18 protein-coding genes and 1 tRNA gene are annotated in these 19,766 nt (G+C 52.9%); 8 read left to right on the top strand and 11 right to left on the bottom strand.

The genetic code is table 11. The features are described 5' to 3' along the window. Positions 1-103 precede the first annotated feature (103 nt). From LA756_RS23805 to LA756_RS23785, 5 genes are read right to left on the bottom strand one after another with little or no spacing between them, the layout of a single operon-like run. Positions 104-925 carry a hypothetical protein gene (locus LA756_RS23805; protein WP_224437222.1) on the bottom strand — a complete coding sequence of 274 codons (822 nt, stop codon included), beginning with the start codon at positions 923-925 and terminating at the stop codon, positions 104-106. Continuing rightward, positions 912-1,706 (bottom strand): hypothetical protein, encoded by a 795-nt coding sequence (locus LA756_RS23800; protein ID WP_224437221.1) that lies wholly within the window; start codon positions 1,704-1,706, stop codon positions 912-914. The genes LA756_RS23805 and LA756_RS23800 overlap by 14 nt, the downstream gene beginning before the upstream one ends. 4 nt (positions 1,707-1,710) lie before the next feature. Continuing rightward, entirely contained in the window at positions 1,711-2,481 is a 771-nt protein-coding gene (locus LA756_RS23795) for a hypothetical protein (protein ID WP_224437220.1), read from the bottom strand. After that, positions 2,471-3,322 (bottom strand): hypothetical protein, encoded by an 852-nt coding sequence (locus tag LA756_RS23790; protein WP_224437219.1) that lies wholly within the window; start codon positions 3,320-3,322, stop codon positions 2,471-2,473. Before LA756_RS23790 ends, LA756_RS23795 begins: the two co-directional genes overlap by 11 nt. 7 nt (positions 3,323-3,329) lie before the next feature. After that, positions 3,330-4,067 (bottom strand): hypothetical protein, encoded by a 738-nt coding sequence (locus tag LA756_RS23785; protein WP_224437218.1) that lies wholly within the window; start codon positions 4,065-4,067, stop codon positions 3,330-3,332. 537 nt (positions 4,068-4,604) lie between these two features. Between LA756_RS23785 and LA756_RS23780 the strand changes: the two genes are divergently transcribed. Both LA756_RS23780 and LA756_RS23775 read left to right on the top strand, forming a co-directional pair. Next, positions 4,605-5,609 (top strand): SMP-30/gluconolactonase/LRE family protein, encoded by a 1,005-nt coding sequence (locus tag LA756_RS23780; protein ID WP_224437217.1) that lies wholly within the window; start codon positions 4,605-4,607, stop codon positions 5,607-5,609. A gap of 183 nt (positions 5,610-5,792) precedes the next feature. Then, entirely contained in the window at positions 5,793-6,677 is an 885-nt protein-coding gene (locus LA756_RS23775; RefSeq protein WP_224437216.1) for an ATPase domain-containing protein, read from the top strand. Between the two features lie 9 nt (positions 6,678-6,686). Here LA756_RS23775 and LA756_RS23770 read toward each other — a convergent pair whose 3' ends face one another. Next, positions 6,687-7,025, bottom strand: coding sequence for a tetratricopeptide repeat protein (locus LA756_RS23770; protein WP_224437215.1), 339 nt, complete (start codon positions 7,023-7,025; stop codon positions 6,687-6,689). A gap of 283 nt (positions 7,026-7,308) precedes the next feature. Between LA756_RS23770 and lpxA the strand changes: the two genes are divergently transcribed. The 3 genes from lpxA (at position 7,309) to LA756_RS23755 (ending at position 10,190) form a co-directional block, all read left to right on the top strand. Beyond that, complete coding sequence (gene lpxA, locus LA756_RS23765) at positions 7,309-8,178, top strand: acyl-ACP--UDP-N-acetylglucosamine O-acyltransferase (protein ID WP_224437214.1); 870 nt, start codon at positions 7,309-7,311, stop codon at positions 8,176-8,178. 60 nt (positions 8,179-8,238) lie between these two features. Next, positions 8,239-8,784 carry a hypothetical protein gene (locus tag LA756_RS23760; RefSeq protein WP_224437213.1) on the top strand — a complete coding sequence of 182 codons (546 nt, stop codon included), beginning with the start codon at positions 8,239-8,241 and terminating at the stop codon, positions 8,782-8,784. Positions 8,785-8,876: 92 nt separating this feature from the next. Further along, entirely contained in the window at positions 8,877-10,190 is a 1,314-nt protein-coding gene (locus tag LA756_RS23755; RefSeq protein ID WP_224437212.1) for a carbon-nitrogen hydrolase family protein, read from the top strand. A 63-nt stretch (positions 10,191-10,253) separates the two neighbouring features. Here the strand turns inward: LA756_RS23755 and LA756_RS23750 are convergent, their stop codons facing one another. The 3 genes from LA756_RS23750 to LA756_RS23740 all read right to left on the bottom strand — a co-directional run bounded on the left by LA756_RS23750 (position 10,254) and on the right by LA756_RS23740 (position 13,495). Beyond that, positions 10,254-10,658: a carboxypeptidase-like regulatory domain-containing protein gene (locus tag LA756_RS23750; RefSeq protein ID WP_224437211.1), complete on the bottom strand. Its 405-nt coding sequence runs from the start codon at positions 10,656-10,658 to the stop codon at positions 10,254-10,256. A gap of 104 nt (positions 10,659-10,762) precedes the next feature. Then, the gene (locus tag LA756_RS23745; RefSeq protein WP_224437210.1) at positions 10,763-11,683 is read right to left on the bottom strand and encodes a DUF1559 domain-containing protein; all 921 of its coding nucleotides are present in this window, start codon (positions 11,681-11,683) and stop codon (positions 10,763-10,765) included. 234 nt (positions 11,684-11,917) lie between these two features. Beyond that, positions 11,918-13,495: a hypothetical protein gene (locus tag LA756_RS23740; RefSeq protein WP_224437209.1), complete on the bottom strand. Its 1,578-nt coding sequence runs from the start codon at positions 13,493-13,495 to the stop codon at positions 11,918-11,920. Positions 13,496-13,879: 384 nt separating this feature from the next. Between LA756_RS23740 and LA756_RS23735 the strand changes: the two genes are divergently transcribed. Beyond that, complete coding sequence (locus LA756_RS23735) at positions 13,880-14,320, top strand: BLUF domain-containing protein (RefSeq protein ID WP_224437208.1); 441 nt, start codon at positions 13,880-13,882, stop codon at positions 14,318-14,320. Between the two features lie 141 nt (positions 14,321-14,461). Then, a tRNA-Leu gene (locus LA756_RS23730) sits at positions 14,462-14,546 on the top strand. A 78-nt stretch (positions 14,547-14,624) separates the two neighbouring features. On the opposite strand, the gene LA756_RS23725 is transcribed toward LA756_RS23730, so the two are convergent. Continuing rightward, a complete protein-coding gene (locus LA756_RS23725; RefSeq protein WP_224437207.1) occupies positions 14,625-17,117 on the bottom strand; it encodes a c-type cytochrome in 2,493 nt (830 codons plus the stop codon). A gap of 195 nt (positions 17,118-17,312) precedes the next feature. Continuing rightward, on the bottom strand, positions 17,313-18,599 hold the full coding sequence (locus LA756_RS23720) for a PQQ-binding-like beta-propeller repeat protein (protein ID WP_224437206.1): 1,287 nt from the start codon (positions 18,597-18,599) through the stop codon (positions 17,313-17,315). 295 nt (positions 18,600-18,894) lie between these two features. On the opposite strand from LA756_RS23720, the gene LA756_RS23715 reads away from it, so the two are divergent. Then, a complete protein-coding gene (locus LA756_RS23715; RefSeq protein ID WP_224437205.1) occupies positions 18,895-19,722 on the top strand; it encodes a DUF4339 domain-containing protein in 828 nt (275 codons plus the stop codon). Positions 19,723-19,766 lie beyond the last annotated feature (44 nt).

Here is a 19,766-nt window from a genome sequence, read left to right as displayed (position 1 = left end):
TGCTTGCGATGCCAGCAGCTATCATCAACCTGCTATCATAAATCGCCACCTTTGGTGGGAACCCGCCACCAAATTCCAGGGAGTGATAGCACCCCTACAATCGCTACAACGCCGAAGCGTCAGATTGAGGCCCCGTCAGAAGCGGGTTCGCCGCGGCCGAAGCATTGTCGGCTTCGATCCAAAGTCGAAAGACATCCAGCGGTAAGTAATCGTCTGGCTTTCCATTGGGGCGATGCTTTGGGTCCACGACTTCCTGCCGCAACAACTCTACCGGCTCGTCCTGGGCAAAGTCTTTCTGGGCCAGATCGCCGATCCAAGAGATGGCTTGCGATAGATTGACCATCCGATACTCGACCGTCCGCCCTTTCGCTTTCGTCGCACTCGCTGGCAGTTCGTAAAACTCTTGCCCTTGCTTATAGGGCACCACCAGCCACGGAACATCTTCCTTCTGAAAGCCGAACTGCGCCTCGTCGCGGATGCTGCGCGAAGCAAACGCCAGGTGCAGCTTCCAGGGATAAAGTTCGTCAGACGGATCGTGTAAGAAGGCCTGCGTAACGATGTACGTGCCAGACTCCATCCGCATCTTGCGGCGAAACACCGTCTCGCCCAAACTTGGCTTCGGTGGAATGCTGTTCCAATCGTACTGCAACTGATACGTTGCCCCTTCCGGCAAATAGACCCGCCATTGCCGGACCGAATCAAGCGAACCAGGGATCGGCCGCGCGTAAATGCGATCAGGATCGACGACCGTAAGCAGATGATTATCCTGCCGCAGATGAGCCATCTCTATCTGGGCATCCGCGAGCTCTTGCCGCGATTGATAGGCGAAGATCGAAAGCGCCACGATCGCGGTGACCAGCAAGATGGTGAGAATCGAAAATCGGAAACCGGTCGATTTCGAAGATGGTTCATTACTCGCTTGCATGATCTGCCTCCTTGGGCTCCGGAATCGGTTCGAGCCAAAGCATGAACCCGCCACTGATCGTAGGTGGAACCATATCCGTAGAGTTCTTCATTCGATACGACCGCGCCCGGCGAAGCAGGACAATTTCATCCACACCGAACGTCACTTGCCGAGCTCCCTTTAGCGCTGTCACTCCCTCATTCGACGTCATGAACCAGCGTTCGTTTTTGGGATCGTGATCGGTGCCGGTGTATGCCCACCCATATTCTCCCATGTAACTGTGGATCCAGCGAAAGTCATCTTCTTTCATAACTTTCGCAACTTCGATCGGCGGATCGCCAGGTGGGTCGATGCGTTGGCTGGCCACCCTGATAACTCCCCCGTGTTGACGTCTTACGGCAGAAACATTCAGCCGCATCGATCCAGGCTCAAGCACGCCCAGCCGCTCGCCATTGGCAGGCATGCCCTCGCTGGGAATGTTTTGAAACAGCCCGAACACTTCGTAACGCTGCTTAGGCGGAATGACCAAATGCCATTCCCACGAATCTTCCGCCATCATCGGCACCGACATCACCGTCAGTTTCTCCGGCTGTGTCACCGTTGGTATCCCCAGCGCCGCGTCGATCACGCGATGCTCGTGCCGCTCTTGCCATAGCTGGTGCGAGGTTTGCCAGTGCGAGACCGAAATCGCCACAATCGCGGTGATCAAAAGCATCGAGAGAATCGAAAAGCGGACTCTCCACGTTCGCTTGGACGCTGGATCTAATGCGTTGCAATCCATTTCGTCCACACCATCGGCCATGGGATTACTCCTTGGAATCAGGATCCGGCACCGGTTCCAGCCACACCATCACTCCTTCAGTCGGAGCATCCGGGTTGGCGAATTCGAATTGATCGTTGTACTTCATAACACGATTGCGCACCAAAACAATGGTTTCGCCAGGGTCAAAGCTTTTCGGTTCCAGGAAAAAATCGGCACTGTTCTTCATATTAAAGCGGGGACCATCGGCTTGGTCGCGCGTGGTGTAATGGGCCAGCGGTGTTTTCACGTAGCGTTTGTTAAACTGATTCCACCACATCGAATCTTCAGGAATACTTTCCCCCACAGAACGGACGCCCGAGGAATTGGCACTTTCCCAACGATTCGTCACAATCACATACCAATCCCCTTTCGGGATGTGCTGCAGGCTCATCGAAAACCACCGGGTGCCTGGCTCCAGTTGAGACACCAGCGTCGGATCGTCCGGAATTCCTTCCACTGGCACATCGTTCATCTTCACGCACAGCCGATAAGAAGGCTTCACCGGCAACACAAGATTCCACTGGCGATCCTCCCCAAAAAAATAGAACGCCACGACGTGCAGCTTGCCGTCGTCGGTCTTATACAACAGCCGCCGATCCTCAATCACCGCTTCGGCCGCCGCCAAATCGGCCTCGGCCTGGGCCACTTCATTCATCATCCGCACATGCGAAATGATCAAGCAGACAATCACCGAAAGCAAAATGACGGTGGGGATCGAAAAGCGAAACCAACGCCCCTTCGCCGGAGCCAATTCAGAAGTGTCTTCAGGTTCCATCAGAGTTGCGGCTTACCTTAGAAGGAGCGGATACCGGCTCAATCCACAGAAAAATCCCCTCCGTCAACGGTTCCATATCGACTGACGATATCGACGAAAGGGTTTGCAGCTTTGAGCGAAGCTGAGGGTCGGTTACTTCCTGGATACGTCGTCGTATGAGACACAACGGTTGATTTGCCGGTTGGATGTAACTGTTAGGAGAGACAGCTCTCTCAACTGTTGGATCAGCTTGATAGTAATAATAGCTATACTCATCTTTGGCTTTATAGAGCGCGATATAGTGACGCATGAACGAACCGTCCAACCAATCAAAATTGGCCTCACGTGAACTGTAAGCCGTCCCCCATTTTTCGGCTGGACCGTCGTACCAATGGTAGTCAACCTCGGTTTCATACCTTCCGAAGCGATTCAATGCGATCGTCATTCTCACTTCGATTTCGCCTGGCGGAATTAGTTTATCGTCCGCAGAAATAGCACGTGCGGGAAAACCATGCTCCGGAATGTCATCGACCTGACAGCAAATACGATATCGTTGTCCCGGAGGAAGGTAGACGCGGAATCGCCACATGCCACAATCCCACTCCTGCAATGACACGACGTTAAACTTCGTGGGGTCCTCGATATGAAGAACCCCCTGAAATCGCTTCAAACTCTTCAAACGAGCTTCCACTTCGTTTAACCGTTGAATAAGCGTGATGTTCCAGACAACGAGAGCGATTGCCATCGTGGCCACCATGAGTGAACGTACCGTAAAGCGGGAACGCCAATATTGGTAATGCAACCGAGACGTATCAAACGGCGGCAACTTACTCGACTTGTCTTCGTTTTCCGCTGAATTCATCGAATCCCTAAGGGTTGCTTGAAATCGGTTCGAGCCAGATGACGAGTCCTTCCGCATGCTCGGCGTTGGGATCGTCGGTCGGTGGGGAATCGGTCGGCCATTGTCGTAGCAAGACAATTCGTTCGTCGGGATCGAATACCTGTTGGCCATCCTTTGGCGTAATGCCGCTTTGCTCGACATCACCTCCAATCCACCCGATTCCACTCAGCGTCCCGCGAATACCACCTACCCAAGTAGGCACAGGACTTTCGGTTTGATAGTTCCCCATCTGAACACGTGTCGAATCGCTGTCAGCTTCCATGGCTGAAAAGGTTACTTCCAGTAAATAGTTTTTCCGGGAAGTCCCGCCTGAAATCGCGTTGCTATCCCATTTGAGCGACACCGGCAAACCAGTGACAGGGATATGATTGGCCAAAATACACGTCTGGTACTTAGTGTCCTGAGGAATTTCCACGCTCCATTCCCAGCGATCATTTTGATGAGGGCACGTCGCCGAGATATAGACCTTATTAGGGTCTTTCGCCGGAACAAGTCCGACGCTTCGCCCTGCCCTGGAGACATTCTCTGCCAGCACATATCCCCAGCGCGTCGTCCGAAGATAGCCAAGCAGAAGACTTATCAATACGAACAACAGAACGATCTGCCAAAGCGTGAAGCGGAATCGCCAACGCTTGGGCTCGTTGGGTTGTTCACCGTGTGGCCACGGTGAGTAGTAATCGTGGTGTGGATGATCCGATGCGTCCATGGGGACAGTCTAACCGACCAACAGCGGGGGAGCCACTTGATGATTCGATTTCGCGCATGGCCCGTTTCGCTTCCCTTATTTTGAGCGACAGTCGTTGAGAGTCGTGCACGGAAAAAGCATAAGCAAATGCGCATAAGTTTGCGCGAAGTGTTATCAAAGTCTGCGCGAAATCGCCGTAATTGGTACCGCAAGTCTGCGCGTAGGCAAGACAAACGATGGCCCCAAAATAACGGCGTTCAATTTCACACGCATAACTTGCGCAATCGCTGGGAGCGTAACTCCCGGGGAAAACGCATGTTCTCAAATAGTCTTGGACGGTTGAACAGGTTTTATGAGATAATACCTAACGAATGTATCCATACCAAGCAAAACCTGCCTCGGCACGTCCTTTCACCAAAGCGAAAGCGATCCAACGAGGCCGATTGAGATTGGTTCCGGCCGGAAAGTGGCGAATTGCTTCGGCGTGTTGCGGACGGTAGGATAAAACACCCAGTCCTACCTCACCCAGATGCACATCCTTTCACGGAGTTTCCCCCCATGCGTGTTTTTTCTGCAGCGCTAACTCTTATGGCTGCTTTGGCTGTCGCGATGCCTGTTTCGGCAGAAGAAGCGACCAAGACGATCGGCGAAATTGAACGCCTCGATCCCGCATTCGACAAGCTGGTCCCGGAAGATGCGAAGATCGAAGTGTTGGCCGATGGCTTCGAGTGGTCGGAAGGTCCAGTCTGGATGCCGAAAGGCTTTTTGTTGTTCAGCGATATTCCGAATAATCGCATCGTGAAGCATAAGCCTGGCCAAGGGACCGACGTCTTCATGCAGCCTGCTGGCTATACCGGCAAGCCCAAGTTTGAAGGCCGCGAGCCAGGCACCAACGGCTTGGCCATTTCACCGGAAGGACATCTGACGATGTGCTGCCATGGCGATCGCAACATCACCCAGATGGTCGACGGCGAACGCAAAGTGCTCGTTTCGCACTACGAAGGGAAACGTCTTAATAGCCCAAATGACTTGGTCTATCACTCCAATGGCGATCTTTACTTCACCGACCCACCGTACGGCCTGCCAGGCGGTTTGAACGGCAAAGAAGCGGAACTCGATTACTGCGGTGTTTATCGCCTTTCCCAAGATGGCAAGCTGACTCTGCTGACCAAGGAATGCCCTCGCCCGAACGGGATTGCGTTGTCTCCAGATGAAAAGACGCTGTATGTGGCTGACTCGCAAGAGTGCCACTGGAAAGCGTTCCCCGTGAAGGAAGATGGTACGCTGGGCGAAAGCAAGATGTTCTACGACGCCAGCAAGTGGAAAGGCAAACGCCCCGGCGGTAGCGACGGTTTGAAGGTCGACACCGAAGGCAACGTTTGGGCAACGGGCCCTGGCGGCGTGCTGGTCTTCAATTCCGAAGGCAAACTGCTCGGACGCATCAGCACCGGCCAACGTACTGCCAACTGTGCATTCGGCCCTGATGGCACACTTTACATGACAGCTGACATGTATCTGTGCCGCGTGAAGACCAACGCCAAGGGCCTGATCGGCTCGAAGTAGAGCATTGCCCGTAGAGTTGAAATGCAGTTCGGCTAAATCGCAAGAGTTCGTTGGCAAGTGAGACCTGACTTGCTGTAAAGAGATAGCCATCTTTTCAATCTACAAGAAAGCTGTCACGATCGATGGCTATCCGGTAAAGAAGCCGGTAGCCATCTTTTGCCTCTAGCTTTCTGTTAAACGACCATGCCTGCAGCACGACAGACGACCGGAATCCCACAACTGGACGAACATCTCGGTGGTGGCCTCATTCCAGGCACACTGACACTGGTTATCGGTGCCACAGGGATCGGCAAAACGCAAATGGGCGTTCACTTCGCCCACGCCGGACAAGAGGCAGAAGGCCATAAAGGGGTGTTCTTCGACATGAGCACCCGCGGCGATTCGCAAAGCCATGTCGAGTATGCCGAGCGAATGTGCGGCTGGACGCCGATCGCGGCCGACTCGCACAAGCAGCCAGATCTCGATAACTTCTTTGAGTCGGACTTAACGCATGGCGAGATGCTGCATGTGTTCGACTACCAAGGCAAACGCGTCTCCCGCCGCGAGATGGACTGGGACGAACTGGGCCATTGGCAAAAACAGATTAACGAGAAGCTGGCCACGACCATCGGTTACCTCTATGGCAACTTCACGCGGGGATGCCGCCGAGTCGTGATCGATGGCTTGGAACCGGTCGACGTTCCTGCCGAGTCGATCCAGATTGAACTGTTCGAGTATGTCTATCATCAGATCTTGCGGAAAGATCCGATGTGGGTCGCACGCGACTTGTTTCGCCAAGCGTTTCGCAAAAACAGCGAAGCCGCGGAGAAGCATAATTACGCGACCGAATCGATCGGCTGCATGATGCTGCAGACTTCCAAAGAGGCGATGCTCGAGCACTTAATCTCGCGCAACTTAGACGAAGGCGATTTGATCAGCGGAGCCAACACGGTGATCTACATGGGCAAGATCCTCGACGGAACCAAGATCCGCCGAGCGATGTATATCAGCAAACACCGAGGCAGCGCCGCGACCGACGAGATTATCCCGTACCACATCGACGACGCTGGAATTCAGATTGACGGCTAACGGCCGAAATTACATGCCGCCGCGGGAGACATCGGAGTGATGCTTGGCTTGTTCCGCTTTTTCGATATATTTCGGATCGCGGGTCGCCTCGAAGGCCTTTTGGTAGGTCACGCTCAAAGCGGTGAAGTTGAACGGATCGTTCGGTTCCAGCTGGCAGACCATTTCGCCATGGTGGCAGGCATCGTCGAACTGGTTCAAGTTCCCATAGGTGACCGCCAAGGCCATGTGGGCCAGGACGTGTTCCGGCTTTTCGGCGAGGACCGCTTTGAATTTCTCGACGGCTTCCTCATATTTCCCTTCGTCACGCAGCTTTTCGCCTTCGCTATATAGGGCAGACGTATCGGACATGGTCTCGCAATCGTTGGTAAAAGACGCAAAATGGGTTTGGGAACGTCGGCTCAATTATACGAAAGACCGCCTAGTTTGACACGCCCTGCTGCCAGCGATGCTAGCGAACTGTTCGTGGGAAGTCCTGCGCAAATAAGAGGTTTCGATCGATCGGGGTGGACAGGTTTTACCGATAAGCGTATCTAGGGATGTTGAAGCGCCAGAAGTAGGAGGCCAGGATGGCCCTGAAACCGCGCACTTTATCATCGATACCCATCTTTGACCTTCAGCAAAAGGATTTGCTGTGACTCAGATTCACCCTTCCGCAATCGTTCATCCCACCGCGGAAATCGGCCAAGACGTCACCATCGGGCCGTTCTGCGTCGTTGAAGAAAATACGAAGCTTGGGGACGGGTGCCAGCTGAATTCCTTTTCCTCGATCAAACAAGGCACCACGCTGGGTGCGAATAACAAAGTCCACGAACATGCCGTCATCGGCGGACCACCTCAGCACCTCCGAGCAGGCAGCGAACTGGGGGACGTCATTATCGGTACGGGAAATGTCTTCCGAGAGTTCGTTACCGTTCACCGAGGCCTGGCCCCTGGCAAAAATACAGTTATTGGCGACAACAACTTGCTGATGGTCCAATCGCACGTTGGACACGACACATTCATCGGCAACAACACGATCATTACCAACAACGTGATGCTCGGTGGACACTCGATCATTGAAGACCGGGCCTACATTAGTGGTGCCGTTGCTGTGCATCAATTCTGTCGCGTCGGTCGCAATGCGATGGTCGGCGGTCAGGCTCACGTCGTTCAAGACGTCGCTCCTTATGTAACTGTCGACGGTTGCAGCAGTTTGGTTGTCGGCTTGAATATCATTGGCTTGAAGCGAAGCGGCTTTTCCGCCGAGCAACTTTCCGATCTGAAACGAGCCTACCGAATCATCTTCCGCTCGAACCTCACCAACCGCGAGGCCCTCGAGCGAGTTCGCCGCGAGTTTCCGCAAAGCCCGGCGGTCCACTTTGCCGACTTCCTGGCCGACAGCGAACGTGGCTTCATCCAAGCCCGAAGCCGTGGCCGTGGCGTTGATGTCAGCCGACCGCAACTTCGAGTTCTTTCGAGCGAAAAAGATGGAGCGACCGACGCCAGCCGCCGCGCAGGCTAGGATTCGTCTGCATTTCGTTGCCGGATGAACACTTCCTTGGTACGGTAAAAGAGTCTTCTTTTGCCGTCCTCCAAGGTGTTGGCTTGCAAGCCGCACGCAGCCGCTGCCATGCCCCAACCCCATCGCAACGTGAAGTTTGGAATCGCAGGCTATTTCTCGGCCCTTTATGTGGGGCTGGTTCTTTGCTCGTGCGTTGCGGTAATTGTTCCTCCAATCGGCTTGGCAATCTTCTTACTTTGGCTGATTCCCAGCGCGGTTCATTCCGGCTGTCTCATTGCACGACAAGGCCGCTATCTGCCGCTCCCATGGGAAGACCAATTCGCGGCCGTGCTGGTGTCGGCCATTTTTCAGATTCCGCTTTGGCTGACTTCCGGCTTTTTGGGTTTCGTTCTCGGAGCATTGGTCTTCGACTACTTCGCAGCGAATACAATTTCGCAGGGAAACTCGCTGAGCTATGCCACCGTCTGGTTCTTCACGTCTCTTGGAATTTACTTCTCGCTGTTCGTCGTGACGATCTTCCAGTCGTTCGGAAAGATCTACCGCCACACGTCGGAGGGTAAGCGAACGAGCATCCGAGACGCGAAACCGATCTATCACCCTTTCTAAAATGCTTGCATTCCGATCTTGGAAAGCTTAGGTTAGGCACTGATGTCTCGTCACATCACTCCCTTCCTGAACCTTCCCACCGAGCTAATACCATGCGAACGATTGCTTGTTTGTTTGCGATTGTCTTTGGCACGATCACTCACGCTGTCGCTAGCGACTCGAAGGATGTCCATTGGCAACCGTACAGCCCGCGTGATGAAATTCGTCCGACGTTCGACATCGCCCCAACAGGCGGTCGCGAAGGGAAGCCTGGTTTCGTGATCGAACATGATCGCCGCGACGCCTTGGATGGAGCTTGGATGCGGGAGTTTCCGATCGATGGGGGAAAGTTCTATAAGCTTACGGCGGCAGCCAATACGAAACAGGTGATGCAACCGCGACGTCGAGTCTATGCCGAGGTTTGGTTTACTGACAAAGACAATCGCGTGATCCGCTACGAGAATGGCGATCAGTCTCGGCCCTATTTCGCTGCCCCTGCGGAGCCTGACGCTTCCGGATGGACTCAATTCGAAGGCACATTTCCAGCTCCCCAATCCGCGACGAAAGCGGTCGTCAAACTTCATCTTCGCTGGGCGCCAGAGTGCCGTGTGGTTTGGAGCGATGCGTCCCTGATTCCAGTCGATCCACCTAAGCCCCGAAAAGTTCGTCTTGCTTCGATCAATTTCAGACCGAGAAACAGCAAGACGGCGTTAGAGAATATTGACCAATGCGAACCGCACATTGCCGAGGCAGCATCTCAAAACGCAGACTTAGCTGTCCTTGGCGAAGTCCTGACGACTGTCGGCAATGACGCGCCGTTTGATGAAATAGCCGAACCGATTCCTGGTCCTACAACGAAACGACTGGGCGAATTAGCCGAAAAGTACAAGCTGTACCTGGTCACCTCAATTCACGAAAAGGCTGATTACAAGATCTACAATACGGCAGTTCTCGTGAGCCCAAACGGTGAACTCGTCGGCAAATATCGCAAAGTCTGTCTCGCCCGGGACGAGTACCGCAAAGGTGTCGCAGCGGGAGATACTTTTCCTGTGTTTGATACGCCGATCGGCAAGATTGGCATGATGATCTGCTTCGATGTACACATGCCGGAGGTCGCACGAGGCCTCGCAGGCAACGGTGCGGAGATTGTTGCCATGCCGATCATGGGAGGCGACCCTAACCTGGCCAAAGCAAGATGCATCGAAAACCAGTTCTACATGGTCACCGCATCTTACGATATCAACGACGACTGGATGCAGTCTGGAGTTTGGAACTTGGCTGGCGAGCTGTTGACGAGAGCCACCAAGAGAGACACAGTCGTCGTGGCCGAGATTGATCTTTCTGAGCCGTATCGCTGGCGAGCCAACATGGGACAATTTCGCCCGCGGCTACGCCATGAACGGCCTGGCAATATCTTGCCGGAGTGAAGCAGTGGATTCGATATCCGATCCACTGCTTTGCGCTGGAATCGTCGAAACGCTAACTAGTTTCTAGCGTCCTTTTTCTACCTGGAAGTTGATTTCGTTTTTGCCATCAACCACTTCGGCCGTTAATGGCGTACGATCTTGGCTGCTGTAGTCTGAGCGAATCGGAGACGATTGTCCGTAATCGCTGCTGCCGATGATCGTGACTTTATACTTCCCTTGAGGTGCGCCATCCGTTTCGCCGAACGTCCCCAACGTGTAAGTACCATCTTCCTGAAGATAACCGACCGAGCTTGAGTTCTTGTTCATGTCCGCGAACACAATAGTTCCTCCCGCAACAGGAGTTCCATCTTCGTAAGTCACAGTGCCTGTGACCACTTCGGTCGCGCCATTTCCTCCGCTGCAGCCCACGAAAAATAGAGCAGTAGCCGCAACGAGCAACAAAGAACTAGACAGTTTAAGATTTCGCATGAGTGAGTTCCTGAACGTGTTAAACGTTTCGTGATGTGACAATCTCCGCAGCGACCTGTTGGTATTAACGCTGCGGTAAATGGGACAATCGATCAAACAAAACGTTATTGGTCGTAGTTATTCACACGTCCGTCACGACGGTCGGCCATGAGCAATGTAAACTCAGGATTCACGTTGTTAGCTACGTTCGAGACACTACCATCGGCCATCAAAAATTGACTGATTCCCGGGTGGTAGCTCCCCATGCTCTTACGATATTCGCCGGAAGTCACATTGGGACCACGGACGAGAGGAAACTTGGAATTACGAATGATCATCCAAGTCTTCCAGTCTTCGATATGCCAGTAGTAAAGGGTGCCGTCACCGATGTTTGCATGACGGTTGAGGCTGCTGGTCGGAACATACTTTTCGCCCAGGATTGTCGTGTTCGACAAACCATCGGTGATGCTGGCAAAATTGGTCTGTGATTTCCATCCAGTGAGACGACTGCTGCTATCGACGGTTCCCCCCTTTGCCAAGATGAGCGCACTGTAATGCAGCCCTGGCGTAGCATTGTCGGCATCCAAGCGATCGCATTCGTTGGTGCTTTCTCGATTGCCAGTGATGCAATAATCGGTCGCGGCACCGAGTTCTGAGATTTGCGTACCGCTTCGGCGACTTGGACAAAGCAGCATCGGGACTGCCGCGGCGTCTGAGTTGATGAATGTGTTGTTCGCGCCCGAGGTCATCGGCAACTCGAGATCGAGTTGATCCACGACGTTTTTCTGTTCCAAGTACGGCATGATCAGCGGATAAAAGCTGGCATACTCGTTCCGCAAAGCGGCTGGCGGCAGACTGTTGAAAGTGTCGTGAAAGTTATGGAATGCCAAACCAAGCTGCTTCAAATTGTTGCTGCACTGCATGCGGCGAGCAGCTTCACGCGCTTGTTGAACGGCAGGCAAAAGCAAGGCAATCAGAACGCCAATGATGGCAATAACAACGAGCAGTTCAACTAACGTAAAGCCCGATCGAAGACGGGTGCGCATGGGGAATTCCTCAGCATGATAAGGTGATTGGGGACTAGAGGGTTACGAAAATCGTATTCAGATGTCCCGAAAAGAATAGGGCCTAAGGGCACAAAAAAACACAATTCAGGGATATTGTGCGATAGAACCTGGCCTTAGGCCAATATTGCGGAAAACCGAGAATAACAAGGCTCAATGAATCCGAAAAGAAACTCAAGCACCTGGGCAGCACTCCCCCCTGAACGTGCTGTAGCGCTAATTTTGGATGTTCCGACGAAGGCGTTCATCCGAAAGATCGAGTCGATACATGATGGTGTTGTAATCGTACCGTGGGGTACCTGATTCGGTGGCGGAGAATTGCTTTGTGTAGGTTCCATCGAAGTAGATCAGCTTACCGTCAGCCTGATCGAGAAAATCGTGATGCACGGGGTTATAGAAGGTGTATTTGTCGTGCGTGACAATCTTCTTCGCCAGCTCCCACTTCCCTGGGATCGACTTCGACGTAAGAAAATAAACTTCCCCCAAGTTGGAAGGCTCGCCATAAATTTCGTTAGCAATCATCACCCAGCAACCGAGGTAGTCGTTCCAGCGCACGGACCCCCGATGTAGCGTGATCTTGCGGTTGCGGTCGCGATCACTCGTCTGAATCCAACCTTCCCCTGGTTTGATGTGCCCACCAGACTCAAGCTCTCGCTGCTGTTCTGCACCGACGAGCCCGGTATCTTTCCGCCATTGATAAACAAGCTTTCCCTCGTCGTCGCGTGCTAACGATGGATTCTGCTTGTCGTAGGATGCTCCCTGTTCCAAGCAAGTCCAAGCTTCGTACTGCGCCGGATCGAGTACTGCTTCCCACGTGGCCGGGACGCGAAGCATTGGATAAGGCGTGGCGAAATAGATGTACTCTTGCCCGCCCTCTTCGTGCTGAAAGCATTGGCCGCGCGGATAGAGTTTGGCATCCGCAGGGAAATCACGAACGGGCTCGAAGAGTTCTTTCGCTTCATTGAAGACCGCAATTCCGCCGCGATGTTCTTTCCCGAGTCCTTCGCGAACCGAGAAGTGCGTGAGAGCTTTTTGCTTGCCACTTGGATCGCGTAGCGTGAAGAAACCATGCATCCAGATAACCGTGCCAGGCACATCGTTGTCGTACATCGCTTTGCTGAAACCTTGGTCGTCTACGATGTACTCTTGATCGATACCTACCGCAGGGTCCATACCTCCCTGCTCTGGAAGTTTTGACCACGCGCCCGATGTGGCAAAGTTACCCAGCGGATACGAGGGGCGGGCAGTATCGCCCCAAGTCCAGAGAATGCGATCTCCCAGCACGACGGCCTGGGTCGAATCTTGTCCCATCACCAAGCCGTTGATATTGGCATGTTTCCACGGCGTTGGCAGGCCCAACTTTGTACTGTGACCAAACTGCCCTTGCCCAGTGATGCGATATAGCCGTTCCGCGATGTTCGTTCGCTTGATCTCGAGCTGAACCGTCTCGCCTGGCCGAACGTCGACCGCGCGCCCACGGTTTCCGAAACCATCCGCAGCAAACTCGTACCCGTGCCCCTGGATGGAGAAGTAAACCTTTTTGTTCATCAACCCCGGTTCGTCGAACGCAACCCAACCAGCGTTGTCGGTGACCAGCGAGATTTCGTTAGTCGTCCGTAACTCGACTAAGGGGACACCGCGACCGGATTGTTCATCCACAACCTGAATGCCAAAAGGCTTGGGAGGATCGGATGACTGAGTTGGCAATCCTTGCGCGAAGATCACCGCACGCAGTACCAACGCGAGCAATACAGACGCCAACAGAAGCACCCAGTGGGTTCTTTTACGCAACATAAAGTTCACTCGAACGAGTAGGAAGGGAGATGCCAGCGGTGTGATAGCAGACATCAAAGGGAGGGGATTTCAGGAAGGGATTTCGAGGGAATCGATCAACTTTTATGTTAACTAGTTTTACCGGAGTGATTCCAGTGCATAAAATGGGTTTACCAGCAATGGAGCAGGGCGAATTGCTTTGACTGGATAGTTCCTATTTTCAGTCGCCCAGCCCTCCTTTCTGTCGCGCTATTCCTCCCCAAACGTACCTGAGGCCTATTGCTCTCGGCCTTGGATCGGTACTTGCGAATAAGATTGCATTTCGGATGGATTGTCCAGAAGATGCCTAGTGGGGAGCTCCTGTCGTCGATGCCTCATTCATCGAGACCAAGAAAGGAAAATGCGGTGTTCGCGCTCGCGTACGCTAGTTACTGTACCGTAGATTCGACCGAACTTGATTTAGACGCCCTTGCAAGTCATGCCTCAGCGAAGAACTCATCGTTAGGAATCAGCGGATATCTGTGCTACGACCATGGGGTGTTCTTTCAATACATGGAAGGAGAACGCCAAGCGGTTCTGGACTTGATGGAGGTCATCGAAAAAGATGCCCGGCACGATGTGATCAACAAAGTGACCCTGGGCGAATACGACGACCGTATCTTTCCGGACTGGAGCATGCGGTATCTCAATCGCAGCGACCTTCGGCGTGTCGACTTGGAACATGTATTAGAGCACTCGCTATTCCACATGGATCCTAAGCTGTACGGCCAAGACAACATCGTGGCTCTCATCAAAGCGATCGTTCAGAATATTGCAGCCCGGCAGTCTCATTTGAAAGTAGGGTAAGTCCCCCTTAGCATTCGCCTGCTATCGATTGCAGCGGATTTTCGGCCAAAATCTCGGAGGTGAAACCGAATTTGGCGTCATGGGTCCTTGAAAAAAGCTCGATCCGCAGCGATAAATAGTTGTTTCCAGCTCACAGCATATGCCGAAGTGGCGGAATTGGCAGACGCGCTAGGTTCAGGTCCTAGTGGGGGTTAACCCCGTGGAGGTTCAAGTCCTCTCTTCGGCACTCAATAAAAAAACCACGATGGATTCCATCGTGGTTTTCTTTTTGCCTATTAAGCAATCAAAGCTGCGGATTCGCCAACTAGTTTTCCGCAAACATTCCGTTGTTTCGATCGCCGCGAGACAGCAAATAGGCCATCAGGTCTTTGATCTCTTCTTCGGTGAAGTTGTCTAGTAGACCGTCAGGCATCATGGATGTTTCTGACGGGACGATTTCCTCGACCTGATTCTGGTTTACGTTTGTCATGGCGTTGGGGTCAAGCATGTTCGTGTTGATATGAATGACATCGCCATGCAAATTGACAATTCGTCCCACGACCACTTTCCCGTCGTCGGTGAGAACTTTGACGGCCTGATACTGATCGCTGACTTGCTTGCTGGGCAGGATGATCGATTCCAGGATATCACGCGGGCTAAAGCGTCCAGAGAGGCCGGTTAGGTCAGGGCCGATCGCACCACCTTGTTGCGAGAAACGGTGACACGCGAAGCAACTTGCTTCCGCAAACAGTTGTCGCCCCTTGTCGAAGTTTCGATTCTTCAGTGAAGCTGGCTCAACAACAGCTGCCAAATCATCGACGGTCCATTTCTTCACCAGCGTGCGTGGTTTCCCACTAAAGGTTGGCACCGACGATTCTGGTTTGAATTCCAAAATCGCTGCGAGTGCTTTCTTGCGTTTTGGCGTCAAGTTTTCGACCGCCTCTTTTTTGATGTCCTGCACGAATAGATCGAAACTGGCACCACCTCGATAATTAGCGGCTTTGTGAAACCAACGGAAATAGCGTTCCTGCAATTCATCCGTCCAACCTGCTTTAAGCAGGCGAAGGCTCTTCGCAAGTTCAATCTGCTGTTCCTGCGTTGGGGCCGCTTCCAGCAGGGCCACCAATTGAGGTGCGGCAACAGGGGATTGAAGTCGAACCAACAATTCAGCCAACATTCGGTTTTCTTCCGGGCTCTTTGCCGGAAGCATTGGCTCGAGTTTTGCCAGATATCGATCACGAACGTCGGCATCGTTGCCCATTCTCATGAGCACCAAGCCGTACGCGCGGAGCAGACCTAATTTCTGAGCATGCGATGCAGAAGCGTAGTCCACAGCATCCAGCTTGTCGAGAATTGGCTGTCGAAGCGAGTCGTCACCGACACGGGCTAATGCAATAGCCGTGCTGATGATCGCGTTGGTATCATTCAATGCAAGTGCTTTATCCTGCCACTTGGCTGCATCTTGATGCTCCAGTGCGATGCGTGCCGCCTGGCGAATGAATCGATCGTCGCTTCCCAGGTTTTCCAACGCCAAGTCAATACCAGCAGGATCTTTCGACACGTGCAACTCTTCCAAACATCGACGCAATTTCAACGAGTCGTTTTGAACTACATCGGTATTTGCATCCGTGTCCGATCCGTCGCCAACATAGGTCACTCGATAAAGTCCGGACTGAACTTTTCGACCACCTACGGTGAAATACATCGCTTTGTCTTTCGGACGAATTACGATGTCAGTCAACGGCAGTGGTGTCCCGGTAATGAACTCTTCTGGTGTCCCCTTGTAAGAAGCCCCATCTTCTTCCAGATGAATGGCGTATAGCTTTCCATAGCTCCAATCGCACGCGAAAAGTGCGTCCTGATACTTCTGGGGAAAGTCAGCACCATATCCAAACGCAACGCCTGTCGGCGAGCCTGGGCCGATGTCGACAACCGCAGGCGTACTATCTTCGTAATACTCTGGCCATTTGCCAGATCCATTTCGCCACCCGAACTCCGAACCGCTCACGACATGGCAAATGCGTGTCGGACGATACCAAGGCGTGTTCAAATCCCACTCCATATCGGCATCGTAGGTAAACAGTTCTCCGTCGCGATTGAAAGCGGCGTCGTATTGATTGCGGAACCCGACCGACATCAGTTCCCACTCTTTTCCTTCGGGATCGATCTTGGCGATGTACCCGCCTGGGGCCATCTTGTCTCGCATAAAACCGCGGCCGAAGATTCGCGGCAGCAAAAGGTCTTCATCCCAGACTTGCGGAACACGCGACGATTCGAACTCGGTGACGTTGGTTTGATTACCACAAACAATCACCAAGTGTTCGCCGTCGGGGTGAATCATCACCGCATGAGGACCATGCTCTCCTCCGCCTTGCAGCTTTCGCAATTCGGTGACTTTGTCGAGCTTTCCATCTCCGTCGCTATCGGTTACGCGATGCAGTCCGCTGGGGAATTGTCCGCTGTTGACGACCACGTAAAGACTATCGAATGCCCAAATCAAACCTTGGGCTCCACCGATTTCGACATCGATGGGCGTGACTTTCACGTCACCTTGCTTGCCAATTTCAGGAACCGAAACGTGATACAACTTGCCATACTGATCGCAGACAATCAGGTCGCCATCGGGGCCAATACACATACTGACCCAAGACCCTTGCTGATCTTTCGGCACCGAATACAGCAGATCCACTTTGAAGCCGTCGGCGACTTTAAAATGCGCCGGGTCGGTCGCCTTGGGTTCCTTTGCTGAACTGATTGCGACGAGGCAACACAATACCGCAAGAGTACTCAGGAAGAATTGAACTGGCTTACTAGTCATCTAGGAAAACTCGCTGGCTAGATACGTAAAGATTAGCGCAAAAGAAAAATACTGGCTTTCGGTAGACTTTCCAATCTAATCATAGCACTTGTGGACGCACAACTCCCCTAGTTTTACTCGGATGTCGTTTTTGACATAAAAACAGCCACCATCTGACGATGGTGGCTGAAAGTCGAGCCAATTCATTGCGTCTGCTTATGGACGCAGGTCGTAGCACATCAGCTTGTTCTGCTCTCGCAAGTAAAGTTTGCCGTCGACAATGACTGGATGTGCCCAGCTTTCCTTTTCCTGATATTCAGGCGTCAGCGTTCCCTTCAGAACGTATTCGTCCGGATTGGCTTCAACGAGTGCCAAAAGTCCCGACTGGTAACGGTAAATCAGGTTTCCGTCGGCATAAAGGATCGCAGCAGATCCTTTCCCTTCAGGCCGGAAGTCGCCTCCCCACTGCACGTCGCCCGTTTTCATTTCCACGCAGATTGGAAACCCACTGTTGTGCTTCGTTCCCGCGTAGATGTAATCGCCAACTTTGATCATCCCACCATGATGATTTTGAAACGTCTTCGCATCGAGGAAATAGACTTCTTCGGCTTCGATCTTGCCACCATTGTTTTTGAGGTGAACCAACGCCGCGCCTGTCTGGTACCCAGTCGAAGCGAAAATGTAATCGCCGTCGATAATCGGATCAGGAATGTTGGCGACGCCATTGGCAACTTGGTTATACGACCAGAGTAGTTCGCCTGTTTCCGCATCGACACCAATGAGTCCACGACCGATCAATTTTACGTACTGTTTTTTTCCGGCCGCGTTACAGACCAGAGTTGAGGAATAGCCTGCTTCGTCTTTTCCCTTTTCGCCGAGATCCGCATCACCTCGTGGCGTTACCCAGATTTCTTTGCCGGTGTTCTTATCCAAACAAACCAGCAGCGCCTTCGAAGAACCGGAACCGCAGACGAGTTTTTCGCCGTCAATCAGTGGAGATTCCGCGAACCCCCAACTCGGTAGCGAAGCACCATATTCTTCCTGCAGATTTCGCTTCCAGACGATTTCACCCGACTTACGATTCAAGCGAGCAACCGTCCCTTCGGACATGACCACATAGAGGTCTTCTCCGTCAACCGTTGGCGTGCAGCGTGAGCCTGTGTAGCCATGCTTCGGCACCTTGGATGTCAGGTTTTGCTTCCAGGCAACCTTCTTATTATTCAGGTCGAAACAGACGACTGCCTGACCATCCTCGAAATTTCCTGTCGTATAGAGGTCATCTCCGACGATCGAGACACTCGCATAGCCATTTCCGAGCCCTTCCTCCATCCATAGCAGCTTGGGCTGTTGCTTTTCCCAATTCGAGATCAAACCAGTAGCGGCCGACTTCCCGTTTCGCTCCGGGCCACGCCACTGGGGCCAATCGGTTTCATTTTCGGCAGCCCAGCTGGGAGCGGCGAGCCCGAAAAAGAGCAATGCGATCATCGAATACCGAGTATTCATACCAATTCCTTGATTCGTTAAGGGGAGGACTCTGTGCAAGGTAGCGACAATGGAAGGCAGGGTCGCTGTCAGATAGAATAGAGGTGCCGAGTTTGCCGGGGAACCTCGTTTGTGAAAAGTTTAAACGGGGGAAAATTCCCTTGCAACTGATTCTGAAATTCACTAACTCATAGATCTATCAGGTTTTATCCCCATCGAGTGGTGGCAGTGGACGTATCCGCTATGACTCGAAATGACCTGTTAGGTTCCCGTACACCTTGTCGTTCGCCTTTGTCGTGGGAATGGATTGGCCTGCATGCCTTCGTCTTCCTCTAGTTCGACACAATCGGAACTCCGGTGGTATTACGCAGTCGATGATGCGCATGTCGGCCCGGTCTCGGCGACCAAGTTTTGGCAACTCGCCGAAGAAGGGGTCATTAAAGCCGACACGCTGGTCTGGTGTACCGGTTACACCGACTGGGTTCCTGCGAAAACTGTCGAAGGCCTTTTTCGTGCTCGCTCCGGCCGTTCTAGTGATTCCAGCTTTTCGAGCGGTTCTTCATCCTCGACGCAGTTGGCTCCTACTCCCATGAAGCCACCACCACGAGAAGATGTCGAGTCCGACTTCGATACGACGCTGCTAATGCAGATTGCGAAGTCGGGTATCTTGCTCGGGTTACTTTGCGTCATTTTCACGCGCGGTTGCGATCAGATTGACCAAGCACGAATCGATGGTCTCGCCGCGGAACGCAGTATTTCAGAACAGGAATTCGAGCAGCGCGAAGCTTCTGAGCTACGGCCATTGCAACAAAAAGTTGACGAACTTCAGGCGATTGAATTTGTTTCGACCGAAGACAAAAAACGTCAACAAGAGGCAACCGAAGCACTGCGAACTGCCAAAGTGATGTTAGCCGACGAGCGAAAAACTCTCGAAGCAGATACCTGGGCTCCCCTTCGCTCGGAACAAGCTCGAGCGGCATCGGAACGACTATCGGTGCAAATGTTCCGGCGGATCGCGAGCCTCATAGGAACAACACTAACACTGTTGGGCCTGGGGATTGCACTTTTCTATGGTCCGTCCGACCAACAGCTTGGAATCTGGGTGGTTCTCGGGGTAGTCATCGCCGCCGCCTATCTGGCTTGACCGCAATCACACATCTAAGCATTTTCGACACGAGTCGTATGTTT

The organism is Bremerella sp. TYQ1, from assembly GCF_020150455.1.
Lineage (GTDB): Bacteria > Planctomycetota > Planctomycetia > Pirellulales > Pirellulaceae > Bremerella > Bremerella volcania_A.
The sequence above is the reverse complement of the archived record's forward strand: the minus strand, read 5'-3'. Positions and strand labels throughout refer to the sequence as shown.